This is a genomic window from Burkholderia sp. Bp9012 (assembly GCF_003853825.1).
Lineage (GTDB): Bacteria > Pseudomonadota > Gammaproteobacteria > Burkholderiales > Burkholderiaceae > Burkholderia > Burkholderia diffusa.
In genome coordinates, this window is sequence record NZ_QTQA01000044.1 from 1 (window position 1) to 23,322 (window position 23,322).

The following is a 23,322-nucleotide window of genomic DNA, read 5'->3' on the forward strand; positions in this document are numbered from 1 at the left end:
AAGGACATCCGCTTCGGCGACAACCTGCCGAAGACGCGCTCGGGCAAGATCATGCGGCGCCTGCTGCGCTCGCTCGCCAAGGGCGAGGCGATCACGCAGGACACGTCCACCCTCGAGAACCCCGCGATCCTCGAGCAGCTCGCCGAAGTGCGCTGATCGCGCCTGTTGTGCACGTTGCGCACACGAGCCCCTGCGCGGCAATCCCGATTGCCCGCGCAGGGGCTTTTTGCTAAATAACGGCATGACCGATTCGTCCCGTCCGGCGCCTGCCGCGCCGCCACCCGTTCCCGAGCCGCTCGCGCGTGCCCATGCGCGCTATTGGCGTTTCAACGTCGTGTTGATCGTGGTACTGATGGCGATCGGCTTCACGGTGTCGTTCGTCGTGCCGTTCTTCGCGCCCGCGCTCGCAGGCATCCGCTTTGCCGGTTTCAGCCTGCCGTTCTATGTCGGCGCGCAGGGCGCGATTCTCGTGTATCTCGTGCTGATCGTCGTCTACATCGGCCTGATGCAGCGCGCGGACCGCCTGCTGCGGCGCGCGTACGACGAACATGCGGCGCACGCGGGCAATGCGCACCATGCCCGCTGATCCATGCTGACGCATCGACTGATTCGCGCGTACGCGCTTTACACCCTCGGCTTTCTCGGGTTCGTGCTGCTGCTGTGGCGGATCGAGCGCGCGACCGGTTCCGGCGTGTGGATCGGCTACGTGTTCCTGTTCGTGCCGATTGCCGTGTATGCGGTGATCGGGCTGCTGTCGCGCACGTCCGATCTCGTCGAATACTATGTGGCCGGGCGGCGCGTGCCGTCCGCGTTCAACGGGATGGCGACGGCGGCCGACTGGCTGTCGGCGGCGTCGTTCATCGGTCTGGCCGGCTCGCTCTACGCAACCGGCTACGATGCGCTCGCGTACGTGATGGGGTGGACCGGCGGGTTCTGCCTCGTTGCGTTCCTGCTCGCGCCATACGTGCGCAAGCTGGCGCGCTACACGATTCCCGATTTTCTCGGCACGCGCTTTTCCAGCACCGCCGTGCGCGCGCTCGCGGCCGGCGCCGCGATCCTGTGCTCGTTCGTCTATCTGGTCGCGCAGATCCAGGGGATCGGGCTGATCGCGACGCGCTTCATCGGCGTCGACTTCGCGATCGGGATCTTCTGCGGGCTCGCGGGCATTCTCGTGTGCTCGTTTCTCGGCGGGATGCGCGCGGTCACGTGGACGCAGGTCGCGCAGTACATCATCCTGATCAGCGCGATCCTGATTCCCGTGTCGCTGATCGCGATGAAGAACGGGCTCGGGCCGGTGCCGCAGTTCAATTACGGCAAGCTGATGGAGCGCGTGGCGGCGCGCGAGGCGCAGGTGCGCGATGCCGCCCCGGAGCAGCAGGTGCGCGATGCGTATCGCCGGCAGGCCGCGGTCGTGCAGGCGCAGCTCGACCGCTTGCCTGCATCGTATGCGGACGCTCGCCAGCAACTCGTCGACCAGCTTGCGGAGCTGCGGCGCCACAACGGGCCGCTGCGCGAGATCAACCAGCGCGAGCGCGAGCTGGCGGACTTTCCGCGCGACCCGACGGCGGCGCGCGTGACCTGGACCCAGACGCGCGACGATCTCCTGGCACGCGCCGAGCCACCCGTGCCGATGCACGAGCCGTTTCCCGCGGCGAACGACGACGACCGCAAGCCGCGCAAGCGGAATTTCCTCGCGTTGCTGTTGTGCCTGTCGCTCGGCACCGCGAGCCTGCCGCACATCCTCACGCGCTACAACACGACGACGTCGGTCGCATCGGCCCGGCGTTCGGTCGGCTGGACGTTGTTCTTCATCGCGCTGTTCTACCTGAGCGTGCCGGTGCTCGCGGTGATGATCAAGTACGAGATTCTCACCAGCCTCGTCGGGCGGCCGATCGCCGAGCTGCCCGCGTGGGTCACGCAGTGGCATCACTTCGAACCGGACCTGATCAGCGTCGTCGAGGTGATTCGCGACGGCATCGTGCACTGGTCGGAGATCCAGATGCAGCCCGACATGGTCGTGCTGGCCGCGCCGGAGATCGCGGGGTTGCCGTATGTCGTGTCGGGGCTGATCGCGGCCGGTGCGCTGGCCGCGGCGCTGTCGACCGCGGACGGGTTGCTGCTGACGATCGCGAATGCGCTGTCGCACGACGTCTATTACTGCATGGTCGCGCCGGACGCGTCGAGGCAGCGGCGTGTGACGATCTCGAAGGTCTTGCTGCTTGGCGTCGCGTTGTTCGCGTCGTACGTCGCGTCGCTCAGTACGGGGAAGATTCTGTTTCTGGTCGGGGCGGCGTTTTCGCTCGCGGCGTCCAGTTTCTTTCCGGTGCTCGTGCTCGGAGTGTTCTGGAAACGCACGACGACGCGCGGCGCGATCGCCGGGATGCTGACGGGGCTCGCGGTGTGCGTGTACTACATCGTGTCGACGTATCCGTACTTCACGCAGCTGACGGGGTTCGCCGGGCGGACGTGGTTCGGGATCGAGCCGATCAGTTCGGGTGTGTTCGGCGTGCCGGCGGGGTTCGCGGTGGCGATCGTGGTGAGTCTGCTCGATCGGCAGCCGGATGAATACACGAGGGCGCTGGTGGATTACATTCGGCATCCGTGACGCTGAGGCGCTGGACGTGGGGCATCGCGGCGGGAAGAAGTTTTCGATGTGGCGCAAGGCCAGATACAGCAGTTTGCCAGCCGCTTCGTCGCTCGGTGTCGAGCGCCGCTGCTTCCGCCTCGGCCGTGGCGGCCTGGTAGATCGGCTTGATCGCGGCTTTTCACATCTGACATAGCGCCGGTGATGCGGGGTGCCAGACAGAGACGACGGCCTAACGTTGACGTGCTGGCACGGAGCGATTTCGGTGGCCCATCAGCGATCTCAAAATATTCTTGCCGGGGAGTTCGATAGTCCGGTACGTCAACCACGATACAGCGATCGTCGCGGCGAAAAAGGCGATGAAGAAGCCTCGGCTGTTGTATGGCAACTCGTGTCCGGATGCGATACCCGAGATGTGTGCGGCGAGTTGCATCGGAAAGTGCACAAGGTAGATCGAATATGAAATGCTACCGAGGAACACGAGCGGAGCAAGTTTGAGCACCTTGTTGACGACAGTCCCTCGCATCGCCCCGACAATCAATGTGGGGAAGCAAACCAGCGTAATCACGAGGTCCAGACTGTTCGAAAATCGGGAACTCGCGCAGTAATAGAGGAAGCACGCAGTCGATAAAACTGCAAGGACGTCGTAGCCGGGGCGCGGAATCGTGACCTTGTCGAACACGTCGTTGACGCGGAACAGCGCGACACCGATACAGAAGCCGAACATCGCTCGGAAAATGTCGTTATCGATACCGAAGAAGGTCGCGTCGCTGATTAGACCGTTGCGAAAAATGGCTGCCAGCGCGACCACGAATCCAGCGCCCATCAGAACGGAGAATAGCTTTCTCCGGGTCGAAATGGCTGCAAGGAAGACGACGTTCACGACGAACTCAGCAGAGATGGACCACGACGGAGCGTTGAACGAGAAGCCGTGCTCAAGTCCGGTTCTGTTCAACAGCATCAGGTTGAGGGCAAATTCTCGCTTGTCGTTGAAGATATAGATAAAGGGAGACGATTCGAGTCGATGAACCAACACCCATTGCATGATCGCCACGAGACACAACATGACAAAGTGCAGCGGATATAGCCGCGCGATTCTGTCCCGAAGATTCGACAAGAAATTTGGCGACCGCTGTTCAGTCCAATAGGTACGGGCAAGCACAAATCCCGACAGCACGAAGAAGAAGTCGACAAGCAGCAGTCCGTGACCGTAAAACGGGGCCATCAAACCGGGAAACGGAGACGCATGGAAGTGGTTCGTATAGTGCCAGGCGATCACACCGATCGCCGCCAGTGCTCTGAGGCTATCTAGTTCGTGCAGCCGTTCTTTCCCGCTCATCGTGCTATGGCCTGATGTTGAATGTGCGCGATTGTATCCGAGAAAGAATCAATGTCTCGGGGTGGCGCACTATGTGCCTCGCTGGCATCTGGCAGACGCTTCAGGGCCAGGACGGTGCCGAGCATCACACGATGTTGATGATCACGGTCAGTGGCGAGGGCATCCGATCATTTCCCGGGTGCATAAGCCTGGCGAGGAGAAACGGGCGGTCGTAATCGTAATCCTGCGGCCGGACGACTGGGAGGCGTGGCTGACGACGTCGAACGTCGAGGCGGCGCGTTCGATGCTACGGTTATATCCGGCTGTCGGGATATTGGGCGAACCGGCGTGGTGGCGTGGTTGTTCGTGGACAACGCCCCCGAAGCTGGCTTTCGTGGCCGCGAAGTTGTCTTCGTGCCGTGTAGATACCAGTATGGATAGAAACGAAAAACGGGCCGAGAGGCCCGTTTTTGCTAGTGTCCTGGCGGAGAGAGGGGGATTCGAACCCCCGATAGGCGATTAACCTATACACGCTTTCCAGGCGTGCGACTTAAACCACTCATCCATCTCTCCGGAAGACCGAGAGTATATCAAACTCTGGCGGATGGTCGCCACCCCCTTGGGCGATCCGCCGAAATCGGCGGGAAAGCCGCCTTCCGCGGGTCGCGCGGCGGCCTGCTTCGTATCGAATCCGGCCGCGCAGAAGGGCCATGCTCCCAGTTACGCCCGGGCCCGGCCGCATGGCCGCGCGAGTCTGTTATCTTCCCGGGCATCTGATCGCTTTCCTGCCTCTCCATGACCGACCGCATCGTCGCCGCATTCGATTTCGACGGCACCATCACGACCACCGACAGCTTCCGTCATTTCGTCCGCTACGCGGTCGGCACGCCGCGATTCGCATGGGCCGGGCTGCGCGCGCTGCCGTGGATCGTCGCGATGAAGGCGGGACTGTTGTCGCGCGGCGATGCGAAGGCGAAGTTCGCGTGGTTTGCGCTCGGGCCGATCCGAGAGGACGCGCTCGACGTATTGGCGCGCAGCTTCGTCGACGGCTACCTGCCGAACCTCGTGCGTCCGGACATGCTGGAGCGGGTGCGCGAGCATCAGGCGCGCGGGCATGAAGTCGTGCTGGTGAGCGCATCGCCGTCACTGTATCTGGAGAAGTGGGCGAAGACGGCCGGCATCGACACGGTGCTCGCGACGCGCCTCGCGTTCGAGCGCGGCACGTTCACCGGGCGGCTGAACGGAGAGAACTGCTGGGGCCCGCAGAAGGTTGTGCGCTTGCGCGGCTGGTGGGGCAATCGGCTGCCCGCGAAACTGTTCGCCTACGGCGACAGCCGCGGCGACAAGGAAATGGCCGAACTCGCGAACTGGGCGTGGATCCGCGGGCGGGGGCCGATGCCGCCGATCGGCGACTGACGGACTAACGCGACACCGGCGCGGCGAGCAACCCCGCGCGCTGCCGTCAAGCGTCGGCCCGCCGCGTGCCGCGCACACCGCGAACCGGACGATACGCACCCCAGCGATTCGAGCGCTTGAACGTGCCGACGTCGTTGAACCGCACGCCGACTTCACGCAGTGCCTTGTGCGCTGTGCGCGCGGTCAGCTGCCGGATGTAGAACGGATCGCGCACCACGAAGTGATGGATCGCGTGCGTGCTGCCGAAGTTGAAGCAGAACAGCTGGAACGGCAGCATCCACCACGGGTTGAGCACCTGGGTCTGCTGGATCACGTTGCGCGAATCGATGTCGCCGAAGTAATGCATGTTCGAGCTGACGAAGTTGATGCAGAAGCTGCGCACGAAGTTCGGCCCGAGCCACACGACCGCGAGGAAATCGACGACGTGCATCACGCGCTCGACGACGGTCGGCACGGTCACCGCATAGCCGAACGCATGCAGCGCGAACAGGCCGGCGTGATAGACGATGAACGCGTGCCACAGCGCGTAGTACGCATGACCGATCGGCATGTAGGACGACACCTGCTCGATGCGCAATTGCGCGCGTTCGGCCGCATCCTGCACCGGTTGCGCGGCCACGTACTGCCTGACCTTGCGGCGCATCGCCTCCGGCCGCAGCACGACGGCGAGCATCCCGTCCGCGATCATCAGCAGCCGCTTCACGCCCCAGCGTTCGCCGTTGGTGATGCCGAATTCCTCGAGATCCGATTCGCCGCCCGACACCTTGTGGTGATGCAGGTGCATGCGCCGGCGCGTCCACGGGTTGATCGTGCCCGGCCGCGTGAGCCAGCACAGTGCCATCATCAGGTGATAGGCCCACGGTGTCTTCTTGAAGTACATCAGGTGGATCAGGTCGTGCTCGAGTTCGTGGATCAGCGACGTGACGAACGCGGCGAGCGGCAGCGCGACGTACCACGCGATCGCGCCGCGCGCATACAGCCAGGCGATCGCGAGCATCGCGCTCACCGACACGGCCATCACGGTCGCGCCGACGAGGTTCTGGTTGTCGAGCAGCGGAAAGCGCGCGCGGATCGCGTCGCTCGCGGCGTTGACCTCGCGGCGGACGTACGCGACCTTGTCGGCGTCGTGACGAAAGACGGTTCGTGCAGATTGGCTCATCGACCGGAATCCGAGCAGAGAGAGTGGGGCGCAATGCCGATGTGACAAGCATAGGTGCGCCTCGTGGCGCACGCGAGGGCCGCCGGTGCCAATGATGGTGTCATTTCGGGCCACATTGGCCCGCGCGCCGGCCTGCGGTGCAGCGTCATGCGGCTAGAGTGCCGACGCGGTGTCATTGCGGGCCAGCGACGCTACAATCCGCCGAAAACCGCTCCGGAGTCCGCCGTATGGCCCTGTCCGTCCCGGATGCCGCGCGCCAGCTGAACAAGGCGACGGTATCGTCCGCGTATGCGCTGTTCATGCTGATGCTCGCCGAGGAGCGCGGCATCGCTGGCGGCCGAATTCTCGCCGGGTCGGGTGTCGAGCGCGACCGGCTCGCCCAGCCCGACGCGCGCATCACGCCGCTGCAGCAGGCGGCGATCGTGTTCAACCTGCTCGAGGCGACGGACGATCCGTCGATCGCGATCGAGATCGGCCTGCGCAGCAGTCTCACGAAATCCGGCCTGATCGGCTTCGGGCTGATGAGCTGCGCGACGCTCGGCGAGGCGCTCGCGCTCGGTATCCGCTACCTGCCGACGCGCGTGCCGTTCTTTTCGGTGCGGCTCGCGCAGCTCGACGGGATTGTCGACATCGACGTGCTCGAGGCATTTCCGCTTGGCCGGCTGCGCCAGTTCGCGGTGGAGAACTTCCTGGTCGAGACGGCGATCCTGTTCAACTCGCTGCTCGATCCCGTGCCCGGTCGCACGTTGCGGTCGCGCGCGGAGCTGCATTTCGAATGGCCCGAACCGCCGTGGTTCGAGCGCTATCGCGAGCGGCTGCCGCGCTGTCATTTCGACGCGAGCGCGAACCGCATCCGCTGCGACGCGGCGTTGCTCGACGAGCCGATCGGCACCGCGAACGCGCAGACCGCGCAGATGATCGTCCAGCAATGCGAGGCCGAGCTCGCGCGGCTCGGCTATGCGGAAAGCATCGTCGAGCGCGTGCGCAACCTGCTGATCTGCGGCGACGCAGGTTATCCGTCGGTGGACGAAGTCGCGCGCGAGCTGCACGTGTCGGCGCGCACGCTGAAACGCAAGCTCGCGGAATTCGGCGCGACCTATTCCGCGCTACTCGACGAGATCCGGCTGCGCGATGCGCTCAGGTTGCTCGAGGGCACACGCCTGCCGGTCGACGAGATCGCGGCGCGGGTTGGCTATACCGACCGCGCCAATTTCACGCGTGCATTCAAGCGCTGGACCGGCGTCGCGCCGAGCGAGCGGCGCTGACGGCGCGGCGGGCGGCGCGGCCGGTGTCGGTGGCGCGCCCTGCATCGATCAATCGACCATGCGATCCAGCGATCAATCGGCCCGTCAGACGATCGCAACCCAGTTCGCCCCGCGACCGCCCGGCACGCGCGCGTGCAACGACAGCGTGCCGTCGCTTGGCTCGACCGCATAGACCGACACGTATTCCGATTGCTCGCCGCATGCGACGAGCCAGCGTCCCGACGGATCGATCGCGAAGCCGCGCGGCTGCGTTTCGGTGGCCGTCGCATGAGCGGGTTCGAAGGTGCCGTCCGCATGCTGGCGATAGCAAAGCAATTGGCTCGACGTGCGTTCGCTGACATACGCGAAGCGCTCGTCGGGCGTCAGGTGGAGATCGGCGGCCCACACGGCGGGTTCGGTCGGCGCGGGTGGGCGCGCATGGCCTTGCGCGAGGTCGATGACGGCCGGGTGACGCGCGCTGACTTGTGCGTTGCCGAGGCGGCCGCTGTCGACGTCGCGCGAGAAGGTCGCGAGCGTGGCCTGGAATTCGCTGACCGCGACGAGCGTGTGGCCGTCGCGCGCGAAGCGCAGGTGACGCGGCCCGAAGCCGCCCGGCACGCGCGTTTCGCCATGCTCGACCGCGCGCAGGCCGCCTGCATCCTCGACCAGCGCGAACGTGAAGATCCGGTCCGAGCCGAGCGAGCTCACGTACGCGAATCGATTGTCCGGCGACACGACGACGGCATGCGCGTTCGCGATGCCGTGCGCGACCTGCAGCGGCGCGCCGTCGCCGTCGCGCACGCGCGCGGCGTCGTAGAGGCTCAGCGAGTTGCCGCCGTACGACGCGCCGAGCAGCCAGCGGCCGCTGCGATCGAGCGACAGGTACGCGTGGCTCGCGTCGATCGCGGTTGCGCCGATGCGGGCGAGCGCGCCGGTGCCGGCAGCGATGCGGAATGCGACGATCGTCGGCTCTGCGCCGCGCGTCGCGACGTACAGCCGCCCGCGATCGGGCTGCACGGCGACCGGCATCGCGACGTCGCCGGCCGGGTAGCGGGCGAGCGGGGCGAGCGCGCCGTCGGAGGTGAGCGAGAACGTGGCGAGGTCGCCGTCGACGGCATTCGAGACGACGACGGTCAGGCGGTCAGTGTTCGGCATGGCGGAGCAGTGCAGTGTTCGTGAAGGACTCGTCGGCCGGCAGGCCCTTCGGCGGATCGCTGCGCCGGTGCGTGCGGGCGAACAGCGCGGCGACCGCGGCGACGAGGGATGCGATCGCGAGCGCATACAGGCCGCCCGTGATCGAACCCGTATGTTGCTTCAGATAGCCGAAGGCCGTCGGTGCGACGAAGCCGCCGAGGTTGCCGATCGAGTTGATCAGCGCGATCACGGCCGCGGCCACGCGCGTGTCGAGATAGCCCTGCGGGATCGGCCAGAAGAGCGACGACGCGGCCTTGAAGCCGAGTGCGGCGAAGCAGATCGACGCGAACGACCAGACGGGATCGTGCGACGTCGACGCGAACAGCCCGCACGCGGCGAGCACGAGCGCGAACGACAGCCAGCGCTGCGGATGTTTCCACTTCGCGGACAGCACCGCGAAGGCGTACATCGCGCCGATCGCGATCATCCACGGAATCGTGTTGTAGAGGCCGACCTGGAAGTCGGTGAGGCCGCCCATCTTGCGGATGATGGTCGGCAGCCAGAAGGTGGCCGCGTAGATCGTGAGCTGGATCGCGAAATACAGGAAGCAGAACAGCATGATCTGCGGGTCGCGCAGCAGCGTGGCGGCCGATACGTGCACCTTCGAGCGCACGTCGCGGGTCGCGCGTTCTTCATCGAGCGCGTTCTGGAGCGCCGCGCGTTCGCCGGCGGTGAGCCACGTCGCGTCGCGGATATGCGACTTCAGAAGCAGCCAGCTCGCGCCGCACAGCGCGACCGAGAACATCCCTTCGATCAGGAACATCCACTGCCAGCCTTGCAGGCCGAAGCCGTGGATCGACAGCAGCGCGCCGGTCACGGGCCCGGACAGCACCGACGCGAACGCGGAGCCGCCGAGGAAGATCGCCATCGCCTTGCCGCGCTCCTGCGGCGGCAGCCATTGCGACAGGTACAGCACGACGCCGGGGAAGAAGCCGGCCTCGGCTGCGCCGAGCAGGAAGCGCAGCACGTAGAACGACGTGTCGTTCCAGACGAACGCCATCGCGGCGGCGACGATGCCCCACGTCGCCATGATCCGCGCGAGCCAGATGCGTGCGCCGTAGCGCTGCATCAGCAGGTTGGACGGCACTTCGAACAGCGCGTAGCCGACGAAGAACAGGCCGGCACCGAGTCCGTACGCCGCAGCGCCGATACCGATCGACGCTTCGAGGTGGCGATCGACGAAGCCGACGTTGACGCGGTCGATGTAGTTCGCGATGAACATGATCAGCACGAGCGGCAGCACGTGCCATTTCACTTTCGAGACGGCGGACGCGAGCGGGTCGCGGCCGGGCAGGGCAGGCGTGGTCAATGGAGTCTCCGGTCGGGCGGCGGACGGGGCGGCGGCCCGCGTCGGCGTCGGGTGGTGAGCTAAGTAGTATGTTGTCGTATGACATGGTACGCCTCAGATTCCTGCATGACGTCGCGGGTTTACCCGAAATTCGGCCAAATAATGAGACATCGCAGCGGGAGATCACTAGGCGCTATCACGTCTGATGACGTATGACGTGATTCGACCTGACGGCAACCGTATCCTCGGCGGCCCGCTCTGCGCTGCGATGCGATGGGCGTCGCCCCCGGGTGGGCGCCGCCCGCTATGCCATCGACACGACGCTGTTCAGCAGCATCTTCACGAGCACGGCCTGGCGCGTTGCGCCCGTCTTCGCGAAGATGCCGCGCAGGTGTGCGCGGGCGGTGTTCTTCGTGATGCCGGTGGCGGCGGCCGCTTCGTCGAGCGTCAGGCCGTCGACGAGCAGCAGTGCGATCTCGGTTTCCATCGGCGTGAGGCGAAACAGCCGGTGCAGCATGTCGCGCGAGGTCTGGGGCGACGACGCCGGATCGCGGACGAACACCGCGACGGCCGGCCGGTGCTGGCGGTCCTCCGCGCCGTGATAGGGCGCGAGCGGGCGCAGCAGCACGTTCAACGGCATCGCGCCGCCGGGGCGCGACAGCGTGGTGGCCTCGATGCGCCCCAGCGCGCCCGCGCGGAAATGCTCGAGCGTGGCCTGCAACGCCTTCTGCAGCCGGCGCTCGTCGAGCGGGCACGACGCATGGAGCCGCTCCTGGCGCAGGCACAGGCCGTCCTGCTGCGCGAGCAGCCGTTCGGCGATGCGGTTGTGCTTGATCACGCGGCCATCCTCGTCGAGGATCGCGGTGCCGACGTCGAGCCGGTCGACGGTGCCCGCGTACAGCGCGCGCTCGGCGTCGAGCACGTCGAGCGCCGCATGCAGTTCGACCGCGCGCTGCAGGTGGGGCAACAGCGTCGCGACCTGCGCGCGTTCGGCCGCGTCGAAGTCGCGGGCATGATGCGCGCGGCTCACGAAAAACGCGCACTCGACGCCGCGCTCGCCGCGCAGGTTCGCGCCGAGGATGAAGCGCAGGTCGAGGGGCTGCAGGTACTGCCGGTAGAAATCGTGCGCGCACCAGCGGGCGGCGCCGAACAGTCCGTCTGCCGTGAACACCTGGCCGGGCGGCTGGTCGAGAAACGGGCACAGCGCATAGAACTGCTCGCTGTACGACGGCTCGCCGGGCAGCAGCGGGCCGTCGGCCGACGCGTTGATGATGAGCCCGCGCCGCGAGCCGCCGGGGTTGCGCAGCACGAGCGTCGTGAAGCGCGCGTCGAGCCGCACGCGGATCGCTTCGAGAAAGCGCGCCCACGGCGTCGTTTCGGACAGGCCCTGATAGACGAGCCCGAGCCACGCGCTGAGTTCGCGGGCCGTCCACGCGGCGTCGTCGAAACCGTCGTGCGCGGCCGTGTCGTCGGGCGCCAGCGCGATCCGCATGCTCGTGTTCTCCTGGGGCGGGGTGAATGCGTCCGAACGAGCATACCGGCCGGCCGGCGGCCCGCGTCATCCGAACGGAGTAGACGACGCGGGCAGTGCCCGTGCGACGCGGCCGGCGAGGGTCAGGCGACGCGCTCGCGCAGCAGGTACGCGACGATGCGATCGGCCGCCGCTTCCGGCGACTCGGCCACCGTGTCGATGCGCAGTTCCGGCTGCGCGGGCGGCTCGTACGGCGAGTCGATGCCCGTGAAGTGCTTCAGTTCGCCCTTGCGCGCCTTCTTGTACAACCCCTTCGGATCGCGTTCCTCGGCCACCGCGAGCGGTGTGTCGACGAACACTTCGACGAACTCGTCGGGGCCGGCCAGCGCACGCGCCATGTCGCGTTCCGCGCGGAACGGCGAGATGAACGATACGAGCGTGATGAGCCCGGCATCGAGCATCAGTCGCGCGACTTCGGCCACGCGCCGGATGTTCTCCACGCGATCGGCCTCGGTGAAGCCGAGATCGCGGTTGAGCCCGTGCCGCACGTTGTCGCCGTCGAGCAGGTACGTATGCTTGCCGAGCGCATGCAGCCGCTGCTCGACGAGGTTCGCGATCGTCGACTTGCCCGCGCCGGACAACCCGGTCAGCCACACGATGCGCGGCGTCTGCGCCTTCTGCGCCGCGCGCGCGTCGCGGTCGACGTCGACGGCCTGCCAGTGCACGTTGTGCGCGCGGCGCAACGCGAAGTGCAGCATCCCGGCGCCGACCGTGTCGTTGGTGAAGCGGTCGATCACGATGAAGCCGCCGGTATGACGATTCTGGTCGTACGGATCGAACGCGACGGGCCGGTCGAAGCTCAGGTTGCACACGCCGATCTCGTTCAGCGCGAGCGTGCGCGCGGCGAGATGCTCGCGCGTGTTCACGTCGATCTTGTACTTCGGCGTCGCGCAGGTCGCGCCGACCGTCTGCGTGCCCAGCTTCACGAGATACGGCCGGCCCGGCAGCAGCGGTTCGTCGTGCATCCACACGAGCGTCGCCTCGAACTGATCGGCCACCTCCGGCGGCGCGTCGGCGTGCGCGATCATGTCGCCGCGGCTGATGTCGATTTCGTCGGCGAGCGTGAGCGTCACCGCTTCGCCGGCGCGCGCGACTTGGGCTTCGCCTGCCGGCGTGATCATCGACGCGATGCGGCTTTCCTTGCCGGACGGCAGCACGCGCACGCGTTCGCCGACGCGCACTTCGCCGGACGCGATGCTGCCGGCATAGCCGCGGAAGTTCAGATGCGGGCGGTTGACCCATTGCACGGGCAGGCGGAACGGTTCGTCGCGCGTCACGCGCGCGACGAGCGGCAGCGTGTCGAGATGCTGCATCAGCGGCGGGCCCGCGTACCACGGCATGCGCGGGCTCGACGCGATCACGTTGTCGCCGCGCAGTGCGGACATCGGAATGCTGACGATCTCCTGGAGGCCGAGCTCGGCCGCGAACGCGCGATAGTCGGCGTCGATGCGTTCGAACACCGCTCGGTCGTAGTCGACCAGATCCATCTTGTTGATCGCGAGCACGACGCGCCCGATGCCGATCAGCGCGACGAGATGGCTGTGGCGGCGTGTCTGCGTGAGCACGCCCTTGCGCGCGTCGATCAGGATCACCGCGAGATCGGCAGTCGATGCGCCGGTGATCATGTTGCGCGTGAACTGCTCGTGGCCGGGCGTATCGGCGACGATGAACTTGCGTCGCGCGGTCGCAAAGAAGCGGTACGCGACGTCGATCGTGATCCCCTGTTCGCGTTCGGCCGACAGGCCGTCGACGAGCAGCGCGAAATCGAGGTCGCCGCCTTGCGTGCCGACCTTCTTCGAATCGGCTTCGAGCTGGGTCAGCTGGTCGTCGAACAGCATGTTCGATTCGTAGAGCATGCGGCCGATCAGCGTGCTTTTGCCGTCGTCGACGCTGCCGCACGTGATGAAGCGCAGCAGGTCCTTCGTCTGCCCATCGTCGGCGTGCATACCGGGTGCCTCGGGCGCGGTGAGAACGTGTGCCATCAGAAATATCCCTCCTGTTTCTTCTTTTCCATCGAGCCGGCCGAATCGCTGTCGATCAGCCGTCCCTGGCGCTCGGACGTGCGCGTGTCGCGCATCTCCTGCAGGATGTCGTCGAGCGAGCTCGCGTCGCTGTCGATCGCGCCCGTCAGTGGATAGCAGCCGAGCGTGCGAAAGCGCACCTTGCGCATCTGCGGCACTTCGCCGTCGCGCAGCGGCAGCCGTTCGTCGTCGACCATGATCAGCGCGCCGTCGCGCTCGACCACGGGCCGCTCCTTCGCGTAGTAGAGCGGAACGATCGGAATGTCGTGCAGCCGGATGTATTGCCAGATGTCGAACTCGGTCCAGTTGGAGATCGGAAACACGCGCAGGCTTTCGCCCTTGCGCTTGCGCGCGTTGTACAGCGACCAGAGTTCGGGCCGCTGGCGCTTCGGGTCCCAGCGATGCTGCGTCGAACGCAGCGACACGATGCGCTCCTTCGCGCGCGATTTCTCCTCGTCGCGGCGCGCGCCGCCGAACGCGGCGTCGAAGCCGTAGTGGTCGAGCGCCTGCTTGAGCCCTTGCGTCTTCCACACGTCGGTGTGAACGGCCGAGCCGTGCGTGAACGGATTGATGTCGTTCGCCACGCCGTCGGGGTTCACGTGGACGCGCAGGTCGAGGCCGAGGCGCTCGGCCGTCTCGTCGCGAAACGCGATCATCTCGCGGAACTTCCACGTCGTATCGACGTGCAGCAGCGGAAAGGGCGGCTTCGCCGGGTAGAACGCCTTCATGGCGAGATGCAGCATGACCGAGCTGTCCTTGCCGATCGAATAGAGCATCACCGGGTTTTCGCTTTCCGCGACCACCTCGCGCATGATGTGGATGCTCTCGGCCTCCAGTCGCTCCAAGTGGGTCAACATCGTTCGTCTCCTTGTTGCATGCCGGCGCCGCGCGACATGTGCGGCGTTTCGTGCATGACGCCAACGGTATCGAGCGAGGGCGGTGCCGTTCTTCGTCCGGGTGGACTAGGGCCTGTTCCGGCCAACAACGGGCTTGCGCCAGCCCCACGAATTTTCTTGTTCGGGGGAGCGTGCGTTATCGGCCGGAACAGGCCAGCCCCGGCACGGCGGCGCAGCGGATCTTTCCTTAGTCCACCCGGACGAAGTGGCGCGTGGAGCGCTCGCTTAAGGTGAGCGCTCGACCACCGGCGGAGATGACACATGACGGACGACACACGTGCCACGCAATTGCTTTCGGGCCAGACCTGGGCCGATTTCTGCGACACCCTGAAGCGCAGCGGACAGCAGATCCTGCGCGCCGACGCGCCGGACGATCCGCTCACGCGCGCGGAAGGGTTCCGCTACCTGAGTCGGCTGATGCGCATCGCGCTCGAAATGCACGTCGAGTTCGCGGACGGCGCGTGGCCCGGCTTCTTCTCGCCGTCGCACGAGACCGCGAAGATCGGCGCCGACAATCCCGACAACCTGTACCAGTACGCGCGCCTCGACGGCCGCTGCGAATATCGCGTGACGGGGCGGCGCGGCACGGTCGCGTACCTGAGCTTCGGCACGCAGAAGGGCGGCTACGAAACGGACGGCAAGATGCTGCAGACGGGGTTTCTCGATGCGAAGCAACTCGAGGTCGCGCCGGACGGCAGCTTCGAGATCGTGCTGAGCGCAACGCCGCGCGCAGGCAACTGGGTACGCATGGAGCCGGGCACGAACGCGCTGCTGGTGCGCCAGACCTTCCTCGACCGGCGCGCGGAGACGCCCGCGCAACTGAAGATCGAGCGCATCGGCGCGCACGACCGCCCGGCGCCGCTCGACCCGCTCGTGCTGCAGGGCGGCCTCATGCGCGCCGCGCAGTTCGTCGAGCGGACGTCGAAGCTGTTCGCCGACTGGGCCGGGAGCTACGGGGCGCACGTCAACGCGCTGCCGCCCGCGGACCAGGCGCTGTGCCAGTCGGTCGGCGGCGATCCGAACATCTACTACTACCACTCGTGCTGGTCGCTGGCCGATGACGAGGCGCTCGTGATCGACGTCGACACGGTGCCCGACTGCGATTTCTGGAACGTGCAGCTCAACAACCACTGGATGGAGTCGCTCGACTACCGGCACTTCGACATCTGCGTGAACAAGCACAGCGCGCGCCTGAATGCCGACGGCGGCGTGACGGTGGTGGTCGCCGCGTCGCGGCCGGGCGACGCGAACTGGCTCGATACGGCCGGGCATCGCAGCGGCACGATCTGCTGGCGCTGGGTCGGCGCCGCGCGACCGGTGCATCCGCGCACGCGCGTCGTCAAGCTCGCCGCGCTGAAGGAGGCCGCATGAACGCACCGCTCGACCGGATCCGCACGCTGCTCGATGCCGACGGGCTGATCGCCGAAGCCGTGTCGCGCACGGGCGGCCTTGCCGCGTTCGGCGACGGCCCGTATCGCGAGGCGCTCGACGTGATGTGCGCATCGCTGATCGATGAAGCGAAGCTGTCCGCGCGCGGCGCGGAGATGATGCGCGAGAAGCTCGTCGGCCAGCTCGTGAATCGGCTCGTCGTGGAGGATTACTGCCGGCGCTATCCGGAGATCGTCGACATCGAGATCGACGATCCGCTCGTGATCGTCGGGCTGCCGCGCACCGGCACGACGCTGCTGCAGCGGCTGCTCGCGGTCGACCCGCGCTTTCATTCGGCCGCATGGTGGGAAACGCGCTATCCGGCGCCGCTCGCCGGCGAGACGCTCGACGCGCCGACCGTGCGCATCGCGCGCGCGCAGGCCGAGGTCGCGGCCATGATCGACTGCATTCCGCAGATCCTGGCGATTCATCCGCTCGACGCGATGCTCGTCGACGAGGAGTTCATGCTGATGGAGCACTCGTTCGTGTGCGCGATGGATTCGTACGCGAACGTGCCGGGCTATACGTCGTGGCTCGAGCAGCAGGACCTGACGCCCGTCTATACGTACCTGAAGCGCATGCTGCAGTTCCTGCAGTGGCAGAAGATGCAGCGCAGCGCCGCGCCGGCCGAGCGCTGGCTGCTGAAGACGCCGCAGCACCTGCATGCGCTCGACGTGCTGTGCCGCGTGTTTCCGCACGCGCAGGTGGTGCTCACGCACCGCGACCCGGCGCAGACGATTCCGTCGATGGCGAGCATGGCGCACACGCTGTGGCAGATGTACGCGGACGACCCGGATCCGCGCACGGTCGGCGCGCAGTGGCACGCGGGAATGGCCCGCGCGATCCGCGCGGCGATGGCCGCGCGCGACGCGTTGCCGGCCGCGCGGTTTCTCGACGTGCGTTTCGAGGACACCGTGTCGAATCCGCTCGGCGTTGCAGAAGCCGTGTACCGCTTCGCCGGCATGCCGCTCGATGCACGGCAGCGCGCGGCGATGGCGGACTGGATGACGCGCAACGGCCGCGACAAGCGCGCCGCGCACGATTACCCGATCGCGCGCTTCGGCTTCACCGATGCGCAACTGGCGCACGACTTCGCCGCGTATCGCGCGCGGCACCTGCGGCCGGCCGGCTGACGGCGCGCCCGCGAAACCAACGATAACCAGGAGACAACCCATGTTGCTGAAGGACAAGATCGTCGTGATTTCCGGAATCGGGCCGGGGCTCGGTGTGAAGCTCGCCGTCGAGGCGGCACGCGAGGGCGCGCGCGGCGTGGTCGTCGCGGCACGCACGATGGAAAAACTCGACGACGCGCAGGCGCGGATCAGCGCACTCGGCGTCGCGTGCGACGTGCTGAAGGTGCAAACCGACATCGCCGATCGCGCGCAGTGCCGGCAGCTCGCGATTCAGGCGGTCGAGCGCTTCGGCCGGATCGACGCGCTCGTGAACAGCGCGTTCGTGCACGGCACGTTTCCGGAGGCGGTCGAGGAAGCCGATCTCGACGGCTGGCGCGCGGTGTTCGACACCAACGTGTTCGGCACGATGACGCTCACGCAGGAACTCGTCCCGCACATGAAGCGGCAGAAGCGCGGCGCGATCGTGATGATCAACACGCAGGCCACCCGCAAGCCGTTTGCAGGGGAATCGGGCTACGCTATATCGAAGGGCGCGCTCGCGGTCGCGGCAAAATACCTCGCGCGAGAGCTCGGCGTGCACGGGATCCGCGCGAACAGCATCCACATGGGCTGGATGTGGGGCGTGCCGACGCAGACGTATTTCCGGCAGGCGGCAGCCGAGTATGGAATGACGGAGGAGGAGATCATCGCGCCGATCGCGTCGAACATCGCGCTCGCGAAGCTGCCGACCGACGACGACTGCGCGCGCGCGGCGCTGTTCCTTGCGTCGGATTATGCGAACGCGGTGACCGGCGCGACGCTGGACGCGAACGGCGGCGACTTCATGCCCTGAGGACGGAGCGACGGATGATGCAGGAACGGCAACCCCACCGGGGACGACATTTCTTCGCGTTCAACGGTGACGCGGACGGCCTGTGCGCGCTGCAGCAACTGCGGCTCGCGGAGGGCGAACGCGGCACGCTCGTGACCGGCGTGAAGCGCGACATCAGGCTGCTCGAGCGAATCGACGCGCGGGCCGGCGACCGCGTGACCGTGCTCGACGTGTCGCACGACCAGAACCGCGACGCCTGCGCGCGGCTGCTGTGCGCAGGCGCGGCGATTCGCTACTTCGACCATCACTTCGCGGGCGAGCTGCCGGGCGATCCGCGTTTCGACGCGTATATCGACACGGCCGCCGACGTCTGCACGAGCGCGCTCGTGAACCGCCATCTCGGCGGCCGCCACGTGCGCTGGGCGATCGTCGCGGCGTTCGGCGACGAACTGCCGGCGCTCGGCGACGCGCTCGCGCGCGAATACGGGCTCGACGAGGCTGAACGCGGCACGCTCGCCGAGCTTGGGCTCTACCTGAACTACAACGCCTACGGCGATTGCGTCGACGATCTGCATTTCGATCCGGCGGTGCTCGCCGACGCGATGCTGCCGTGCGCGGATCCGCTCGACTTCGTGCGCGACACGCCGGTGTTCGCCGCGCTGCGCGACGGCTATCGCGACGACATGGCACGGGCATGCGCGCTTGCGCCGCTGCGCGACGTGCCGGGCGCGACGCTGATCAGGATGCCGGATCATCCGTGGGCGCGGCGCGCGACGGGGATGCTCGCGAACGAGCGGATGCGCAATGCGCCGCATGCGGCGCTCGCGGTGCTGTCGCCGCGTGCGCAGGGCGGGCTCGTCGTCAGCGTGCGCGTGCCCGACGGCCGGCCGCTCGGCGCCGACGAATTCTGCCGCGGTTTCCCGACCGGCGGCGGGCGCAAGCGCGCGGGCGGCATCAACCATCTGCCGGAAACCGAGTTCGACGCGTTCGCCGAACGTTTCGAGGCGGCCTTCCGTCTCGACTGAAACCGGGGGCCCGCGACGCGCGCGCCGTGCAACGATGTCACGGCGCGCGCCGTGCCGCATCAGCCGGTCGCGTGCGCGAGCACGGCCGGCACGTTGTGGCCGTAGCAGCGCTCCTCGACGCGCTCCGCGATGCGCCAACCCTGCGCGGTGCGCACGAACCGGTCGACGTACCACAGCCCGAGGAACATCACCTGCGTGCCGCCGTCCGGCAGCGCGACTTCCATCGGATTGAAGCAGATCGTGCGGCCGCGCGCGGTGTCCCCGTCGAGCGTGATCGACAGGTTGCCGACCATGTGCTGGTATTGCGGGAACCGCGGCAGCACGGTGCGCAGCCACGCCTTGACGTCCGGATAGATGCCGGCGATGCCGCCCATCGCGCGATAGTCGATCGTCGCGTCGCGCGTGAACACCGCATCGAGCGCGTCGAAGTCGCGTGCATCGATCGCGCTCGAGTACGCGACGATCAGCTCGCGGATGTCGTGATGATCAGAGAGGGTCTGCAGATCGGGCATCGGCCGTTCTCCGTCACGCGCTTTTGCGCCGGCGGGGCGCGTGCAGCGCTTCCGCGCGCCGCTTCACGTCGCGCGCGCACTGGTCGAATCCCTGTTTCACCCAGCCGCCGTGCTCGCGCATGATCGTTTCCGCGTTGATGCCGAGAAACTGGTCGGTCGTGAAGTAACGGCATCGTTCGGCGCCGTCGGCTTCGACGTACTGGTCGCGGCGCGCGGCGTCCTTGTTGTCGTCGATGGGACGCTGCTCCCACGACAGCAGACGCTCGGGCTCGCACGCGACGAGGATTTCGTTGACGGGAATGACCGTGTCCGTGCCCGGAATGCGCACCTGCATGTACACGAAGTCGCCGATCCGGCCGGTCGTTTCGAGGCCGACGCAGAACGTGTTCCATTCGCCGTAGCGCGGGAAGTCGGTCAGCACTTCCCAGACGACGGAAGCGGGGGCGTCGATCGCGACGGTGATCGAGGTGACGAGATTGGCTGGTTTGGTCATGGCGCGTATCGGGTGAGATTGACGATGAGGGCGAGACCGCGGGTGCGCCCGGGCGGGTGCGCGCCGCGACGGCCGGAATGGTCCGCGCGCGCGGCGGCGGACCTGACGGATGCGTCGCGCGATGCGCGTGGCCGACCGGCGGCCGGCGCGTGCCGCGCATCGCGTTGAACCCGACATCGAGCGTAGGCCGGTGCGTCCGGTGAAGAATCGTCGGAATGGACTAAGGCGTTTCACCGGGCTCGCGATCCGGCCGGGCGTCGTCGTCGGGCCGCGACGCGTTGGCGGGCGCCGCACGTGTGCCGGACATCGACATCGCGCGTCCGTGCCGCGACAATACCGGTCACTTTTTCGTTTCCCGATCGAGGTGCCCGTGCCAGCGAAGTCGTCCGTTGCTCCTGCCGTCGTGTGGTTCCGCGACGATCTGCGCGTGACCGACCAGCCCGCGCTGACGCGCGCGGTCGCGTCGGGCCGGCCGCTCGTGTGCGTGTACGTCGACGACACGGGCGAAGGCGCAGGGCGCGCGCTCGGCGGCGCGGCGCGCTGGTGGCTGCACGGGGCGCTCGCCGGACTCGACGCGGCGCTCGTGCGTCATGGCGGTCGCCTGCTGCTGCTGCGCGGTGATGCGCCGCGCGAGATCGAACGCGTCGTGCACGACACGGGTGCTGCGGCCGTGTACTGGAACCGCCGCTATGCGCTGCCGCAGCGCGATGCCGATGCGGCGTTGAAGGCGTCGCTGAAGGCGCGCGGCATTGAGGTCGAGAGCAGCAACGGCAGCCTGCTGAACGAACCGTGGGAGGTGCTGACAGGCGCCGGCACGCCATTCCAGGTGTTCACCGCATACTGGCGCGCGGTGCGGCGAGATCGCACGGTGGCGGCGCCGCTGCCGGAACCCGAACGGATCGCGTTTCACCCGTGGCCGGCCGGCGTGCGCGAACGTGCGCTGGCGCTCGACGCGTTCGCGTTGCGTCCGAGTGCGCCGGACTGGGCGGGCGGCCTGCGCGACGCGTGGCCGACACCCGACGAGGCCGGCGCGCATGCGCGGCTCGACGCGTTTTCAGTCGAGTCGCTGGCCGGCTATGCCGATACGCGCGACCGGCCCGACCGGTCGGCGACGAGCCGGCTGTCGCCGTTCCTGCGCTTCGGCAACGTGTCGCCGCGCCAGGTGTGGCATGCGGTGCTGGGTGCCGCACACGCGGGCGGCCCGGCCTGCGCGGCCGGTGCCGAGAAATTCCTGAGCGAGCTCGGCTGGCGCGAATTCAGCCACGTGCTGCTGTATCACTTCCCGGCGCTCGCGACCGACAACTTCCGCGCGCAGTTCGACGCGATGCCGTGGCGCGACGATCCCGCCGCGCTGCGCGCCTGGCAGCGCGGGCTGACCGGCTATCCGCTCGTCGATGCGGGGATGCGCGAGCTGTGGGCGACCGGCTGGATGCACAACCGTGTGCGAATGGTCGTCGCGTCGTTTCTCGTCAAGCATCTGCTGATCGACTGGCGGGCCGGCGAGCGCTGGTTTTACGACACGCTCGTCGACGCGGACGTCGCGAACAATCCGGCGAACTGGCAATGGGTCGCTGGCTGCGGCGCCGACGCCGCGCCGTATTTCCGCATCTTCAATCCGGTGACGCAGGGCCGGAAGTTCGATCCGCAGGGCGCATACGTGCGCCGCTGGGTGCCGGAACTCGCGGGCCTCGACGCCGCGACGATCCATGCGCCGTGGGAGGCGTCGCCGGTGGAACTCGCGGCGGCCGGCGTGCGGCTCGGCAACGACTATCCGACGCCGATCGTCGATCACGACGGCGCACGGCGGCGTGCGCTCGATGCGCTGGCCACGTTGCTGAAGCGTCACTAGGCGTCGCGGGGCGCAGCCGATGCTCCGTGCGCGCGGTGCGGCTTGCCATGTCAGTTGCAGAATGCCGCGTGCTCGAGCAGCGCAAACGCGACGCCCGAATTGAAGTAGGCCGCGCCGCACCACGCGACGAACGCGAGCACGCCGACGGCCAGCGCCGCGCGCATCATGCCCACGCCGCCTTGCCCGGCACCGGGCGCGCGATGCGCGCGTCGTCGATCGGCAGGTGCAGCAGCGCGGCCAGCACGCCGAGCGCGATCGAGCCGATCCACAGCGGCAGATACGAATGCGTCGCGTCGTACACGAGCGCGCCGAGCCATACACCGAAGAAGCTGCCGAGCTGGTGCCCGAAGAAGACGAAGCCGAACAGCGTCGCGATGTAGCGCACGCCGAACACCTGCGAGATCACGCCGTTGGTCAGCGGCACGGTGCCGAGCCACGTGAAGCCCATCACGGCCGCGAACACGTAGACGCTCGCGGGCGACAACGGCGCCGCGACGAACGCGGCCATCGCCAGCGCGTGGACGAGATACAGCACGGACAGCACATACTTGCGCCGCAGCAGGCCGTCGAGATGGCCGCATGCGTAGGTGCCGGCCACGTTGGTCAACGCGATCAGCGCGAGCGCGACGCTGGCATGGCGCGCCGGCAGGCCGTGATCGAGCAGGTAGGCGGGCAGGTGGGTCGCGATGAACGCGAGCTGGAACCCGCACGCGAAGAACCCCGCGTTCAGCAGCCAGAAGCCGCGATGCGCGAACGCTTCGCGCACCGCCGCGCCGATGGACTGGTCGGGGCCGTCCGCGCGACTCGCGGCTTGCGCGTGCCGGTCGCGCACCAGCACGGCGAGCGGTGCGAGCAGCCCGGCGACGAGCGCGAGCGCGACGAATGCATGTTGCCAGCCGATGTCGCCGATCAGCACCTGCGCGACCGGCACCATGCAGAACTGGCCGAGCCCGCCGATCGCGCCGGCGACACCGAGCGCCCAGCCGCGCCGGTCCGGCGGAAACAGCCGGCTCAGCGCGCCGTAGATCGACGCGAAGGCCGACCCCGACAGCGCGATGCCGATCACGAGCCCGGTGCCGACCGTGAACACGCCGGCCGACGCGGCAAACGCCATCGTGACGAGCCCGGCCGCATACAGCAGCATGCCGGCGACGATCACGCGGACCGACCCGAAGCGGTCGGCGATCATGCCGGTGAACGGCTGCGCGATGCCCCAGATCAGGTTCTGCAGCGCGAGCGCGAGGCCGAACGCTTCGCGCGACCAACCGTGGTCGAGCGTGACGGGGGCGAGGAACAGCCCCTGCACGTGGCGGATGCCGAGCGCGGCGCCCATGATCAGGCCGCCCGCGAGCACCGGCAGCCAGCGGCGCCGGGTGTCTTGTTCGATCGGGGTCATGCGGGTCTCCGGATGAATGCGTGC

19 protein-coding genes, 1 tRNA gene and 1 pseudogene are annotated in these 23,322 nt (G+C 67.6%); 10 read left to right on the forward strand and 11 right to left on the reverse strand.

Going from position 1 to position 23,322, the window contains the following annotated elements:
• Nucleotides 1-241 precede the first annotated feature (241 nt).
• Both DIE11_RS34255 and DIE11_RS34260 read left to right on the forward strand, forming a co-directional pair.
• A complete protein-coding gene (locus DIE11_RS34255) occupies nucleotides 242-586 on the forward strand; it encodes a DUF4212 domain-containing protein (RefSeq protein ID WP_124629710.1) in 345 nt (114 codons plus the stop codon).
• 3 nt (nucleotides 587-589) lie between these two features.
• Entirely contained in the window at nucleotides 590-2,605 is a 2,016-nt protein-coding gene (locus tag DIE11_RS34260) for a sodium:solute symporter family protein (protein ID WP_059599040.1), read from the forward strand.
• 211 nt (nucleotides 2,606-2,816) lie between these two features.
• Here the strand turns inward: DIE11_RS34260 and DIE11_RS34265 are convergent, their stop codons facing one another.
• Nucleotides 2,817-3,923 (reverse strand): acyltransferase, encoded by a 1,107-nt coding sequence (locus tag DIE11_RS34265; RefSeq protein WP_124629711.1) that lies wholly within the window; start codon nucleotides 3,921-3,923, stop codon nucleotides 2,817-2,819.
• Nucleotides 3,924-3,967: 44 nt separating this feature from the next.
• Here DIE11_RS34265 and DIE11_RS37310 point away from each other — a divergent pair.
• Nucleotides 3,968-4,251: pseudogene (locus tag DIE11_RS37310) on the forward strand (SOS response-associated peptidase family protein); the annotation flags it as partial.
• 133 nt (nucleotides 4,252-4,384) lie between these two features.
• On the opposite strand, the gene DIE11_RS34275 reads toward DIE11_RS37310, so the two are convergent.
• Nucleotides 4,385-4,475: transfer RNA gene (locus DIE11_RS34275), tRNA-Ser, on the reverse strand.
• Between the two features lie 222 nt (nucleotides 4,476-4,697).
• Between DIE11_RS34275 and DIE11_RS34280 the strand changes: the two genes are divergently transcribed.
• On the forward strand, nucleotides 4,698-5,318 hold the full coding sequence (locus tag DIE11_RS34280; protein ID WP_124629712.1) for an HAD family hydrolase: 621 nt from the start codon (nucleotides 4,698-4,700) through the stop codon (nucleotides 5,316-5,318).
• A 46-nt stretch (nucleotides 5,319-5,364) separates the two neighbouring features.
• Here DIE11_RS34280 and DIE11_RS34285 read toward each other — a convergent pair whose 3' ends face one another.
• A complete protein-coding gene (locus tag DIE11_RS34285) occupies nucleotides 5,365-6,477 on the reverse strand; it encodes a fatty acid desaturase (protein WP_059599043.1) in 1,113 nt (370 codons plus the stop codon).
• A 227-nt stretch (nucleotides 6,478-6,704) separates the two neighbouring features.
• On the opposite strand from DIE11_RS34285, the gene DIE11_RS34290 reads away from it, so the two are divergent.
• Nucleotides 6,705-7,742 (forward strand): AraC family transcriptional regulator, encoded by a 1,038-nt coding sequence (locus DIE11_RS34290; protein WP_124629713.1) that lies wholly within the window; start codon nucleotides 6,705-6,707, stop codon nucleotides 7,740-7,742.
• An 84-nt stretch (nucleotides 7,743-7,826) separates the two neighbouring features.
• Here DIE11_RS34290 and DIE11_RS34295 read toward each other — a convergent pair whose 3' ends face one another.
• From DIE11_RS34295 to cysD, 5 genes are all read right to left on the reverse strand, one after another.
• Nucleotides 7,827-8,876: a beta-propeller fold lactonase family protein gene (locus DIE11_RS34295; RefSeq protein WP_124629714.1), complete on the reverse strand. Its 1,050-nt coding sequence runs from the start codon at nucleotides 8,874-8,876 to the stop codon at nucleotides 7,827-7,829.
• On the reverse strand, nucleotides 8,863-10,224 hold the full coding sequence (locus tag DIE11_RS34300; RefSeq protein ID WP_124629715.1) for an MFS transporter: 1,362 nt from the start codon (nucleotides 10,222-10,224) through the stop codon (nucleotides 8,863-8,865). Before DIE11_RS34300 ends, DIE11_RS34295 begins: the two co-directional genes overlap by 14 nt.
• Before the next feature lie 283 nt (nucleotides 10,225-10,507).
• The gene (locus DIE11_RS34310; protein WP_059599047.1) at nucleotides 10,508-11,695 is read right to left on the reverse strand and encodes a helix-turn-helix transcriptional regulator; all 1,188 of its coding nucleotides are present in this window, start codon (nucleotides 11,693-11,695) and stop codon (nucleotides 10,508-10,510) included.
• Between the two features lie 122 nt (nucleotides 11,696-11,817).
• Nucleotides 11,818-13,716, reverse strand: a complete 1,899-nt coding sequence (gene cysN / locus DIE11_RS34315) for a sulfate adenylyltransferase subunit CysN (RefSeq protein ID WP_124629716.1) — start codon at nucleotides 13,714-13,716, stop codon at nucleotides 11,818-11,820.
• Nucleotides 13,716-14,612, reverse strand: a complete 897-nt coding sequence (cysD, locus tag DIE11_RS34320) for a sulfate adenylyltransferase subunit CysD (protein ID WP_124629717.1) — start codon at nucleotides 14,610-14,612, stop codon at nucleotides 13,716-13,718. Before cysD ends, cysN begins: the two co-directional genes overlap by 1 nt.
• A 300-nt stretch (nucleotides 14,613-14,912) precedes the next feature.
• Between cysD and DIE11_RS34325 the strand changes: the two genes are divergently transcribed.
• The 4 genes from DIE11_RS34325 to DIE11_RS34340 are packed head-to-tail and all read left to right on the forward strand — an operon-like array spanning nucleotide 14,913 to nucleotide 19,048.
• The gene (locus tag DIE11_RS34325) at nucleotides 14,913-16,022 is read left to right on the forward strand and encodes a DUF1214 domain-containing protein (RefSeq protein ID WP_124629718.1); all 1,110 of its coding nucleotides are present in this window, start codon (nucleotides 14,913-14,915) and stop codon (nucleotides 16,020-16,022) included.
• On the forward strand, nucleotides 16,019-17,212 hold the full coding sequence (locus tag DIE11_RS34330; RefSeq protein ID WP_124629719.1) for a sulfotransferase: 1,194 nt from the start codon (nucleotides 16,019-16,021) through the stop codon (nucleotides 17,210-17,212). The genes DIE11_RS34325 and DIE11_RS34330 overlap by 4 nt, the downstream gene beginning before the upstream one ends.
• Before the next feature lie 40 nt (nucleotides 17,213-17,252).
• Nucleotides 17,253-18,044, forward strand: a complete 792-nt coding sequence (locus tag DIE11_RS34335; protein WP_124629720.1) for an SDR family oxidoreductase — start codon at nucleotides 17,253-17,255, stop codon at nucleotides 18,042-18,044.
• Nucleotides 18,045-18,058: 14 nt separating this feature from the next.
• Entirely contained in the window at nucleotides 18,059-19,048 is a 990-nt protein-coding gene (locus DIE11_RS34340; RefSeq protein ID WP_409364596.1) for an acetyltransferase, read from the forward strand.
• 59 nt (nucleotides 19,049-19,107) lie between these two features.
• On the opposite strand, the gene DIE11_RS34345 is transcribed toward DIE11_RS34340, so the two are convergent.
• Both DIE11_RS34345 and DIE11_RS34350 read right to left on the reverse strand, forming a co-directional pair.
• Nucleotides 19,108-19,560: a nuclear transport factor 2 family protein gene (locus DIE11_RS34345; protein WP_124629721.1), complete on the reverse strand. Its 453-nt coding sequence runs from the start codon at nucleotides 19,558-19,560 to the stop codon at nucleotides 19,108-19,110.
• A gap of 13 nt (nucleotides 19,561-19,573) precedes the next feature.
• The gene (locus tag DIE11_RS34350; protein WP_124629722.1) at nucleotides 19,574-20,053 is read right to left on the reverse strand and encodes an SRPBCC domain-containing protein; all 480 of its coding nucleotides are present in this window, start codon (nucleotides 20,051-20,053) and stop codon (nucleotides 19,574-19,576) included.
• Nucleotides 20,054-20,423: 370 nt separating this feature from the next.
• Between DIE11_RS34350 and DIE11_RS34355 the strand changes: the two genes are divergently transcribed.
• Complete coding sequence (locus DIE11_RS34355) at nucleotides 20,424-21,902, forward strand: deoxyribodipyrimidine photo-lyase (RefSeq protein WP_124629723.1); 1,479 nt, start codon at nucleotides 20,424-20,426, stop codon at nucleotides 21,900-21,902.
• Between the two features lie 163 nt (nucleotides 21,903-22,065).
• On the opposite strand, the gene DIE11_RS34360 is transcribed toward DIE11_RS34355, so the two are convergent.
• Nucleotides 22,066-23,298 (reverse strand): MFS transporter, encoded by a 1,233-nt coding sequence (locus DIE11_RS34360; protein WP_260437247.1) that lies wholly within the window; start codon nucleotides 23,296-23,298, stop codon nucleotides 22,066-22,068.
• Nucleotides 23,299-23,322 lie beyond the last annotated feature (24 nt).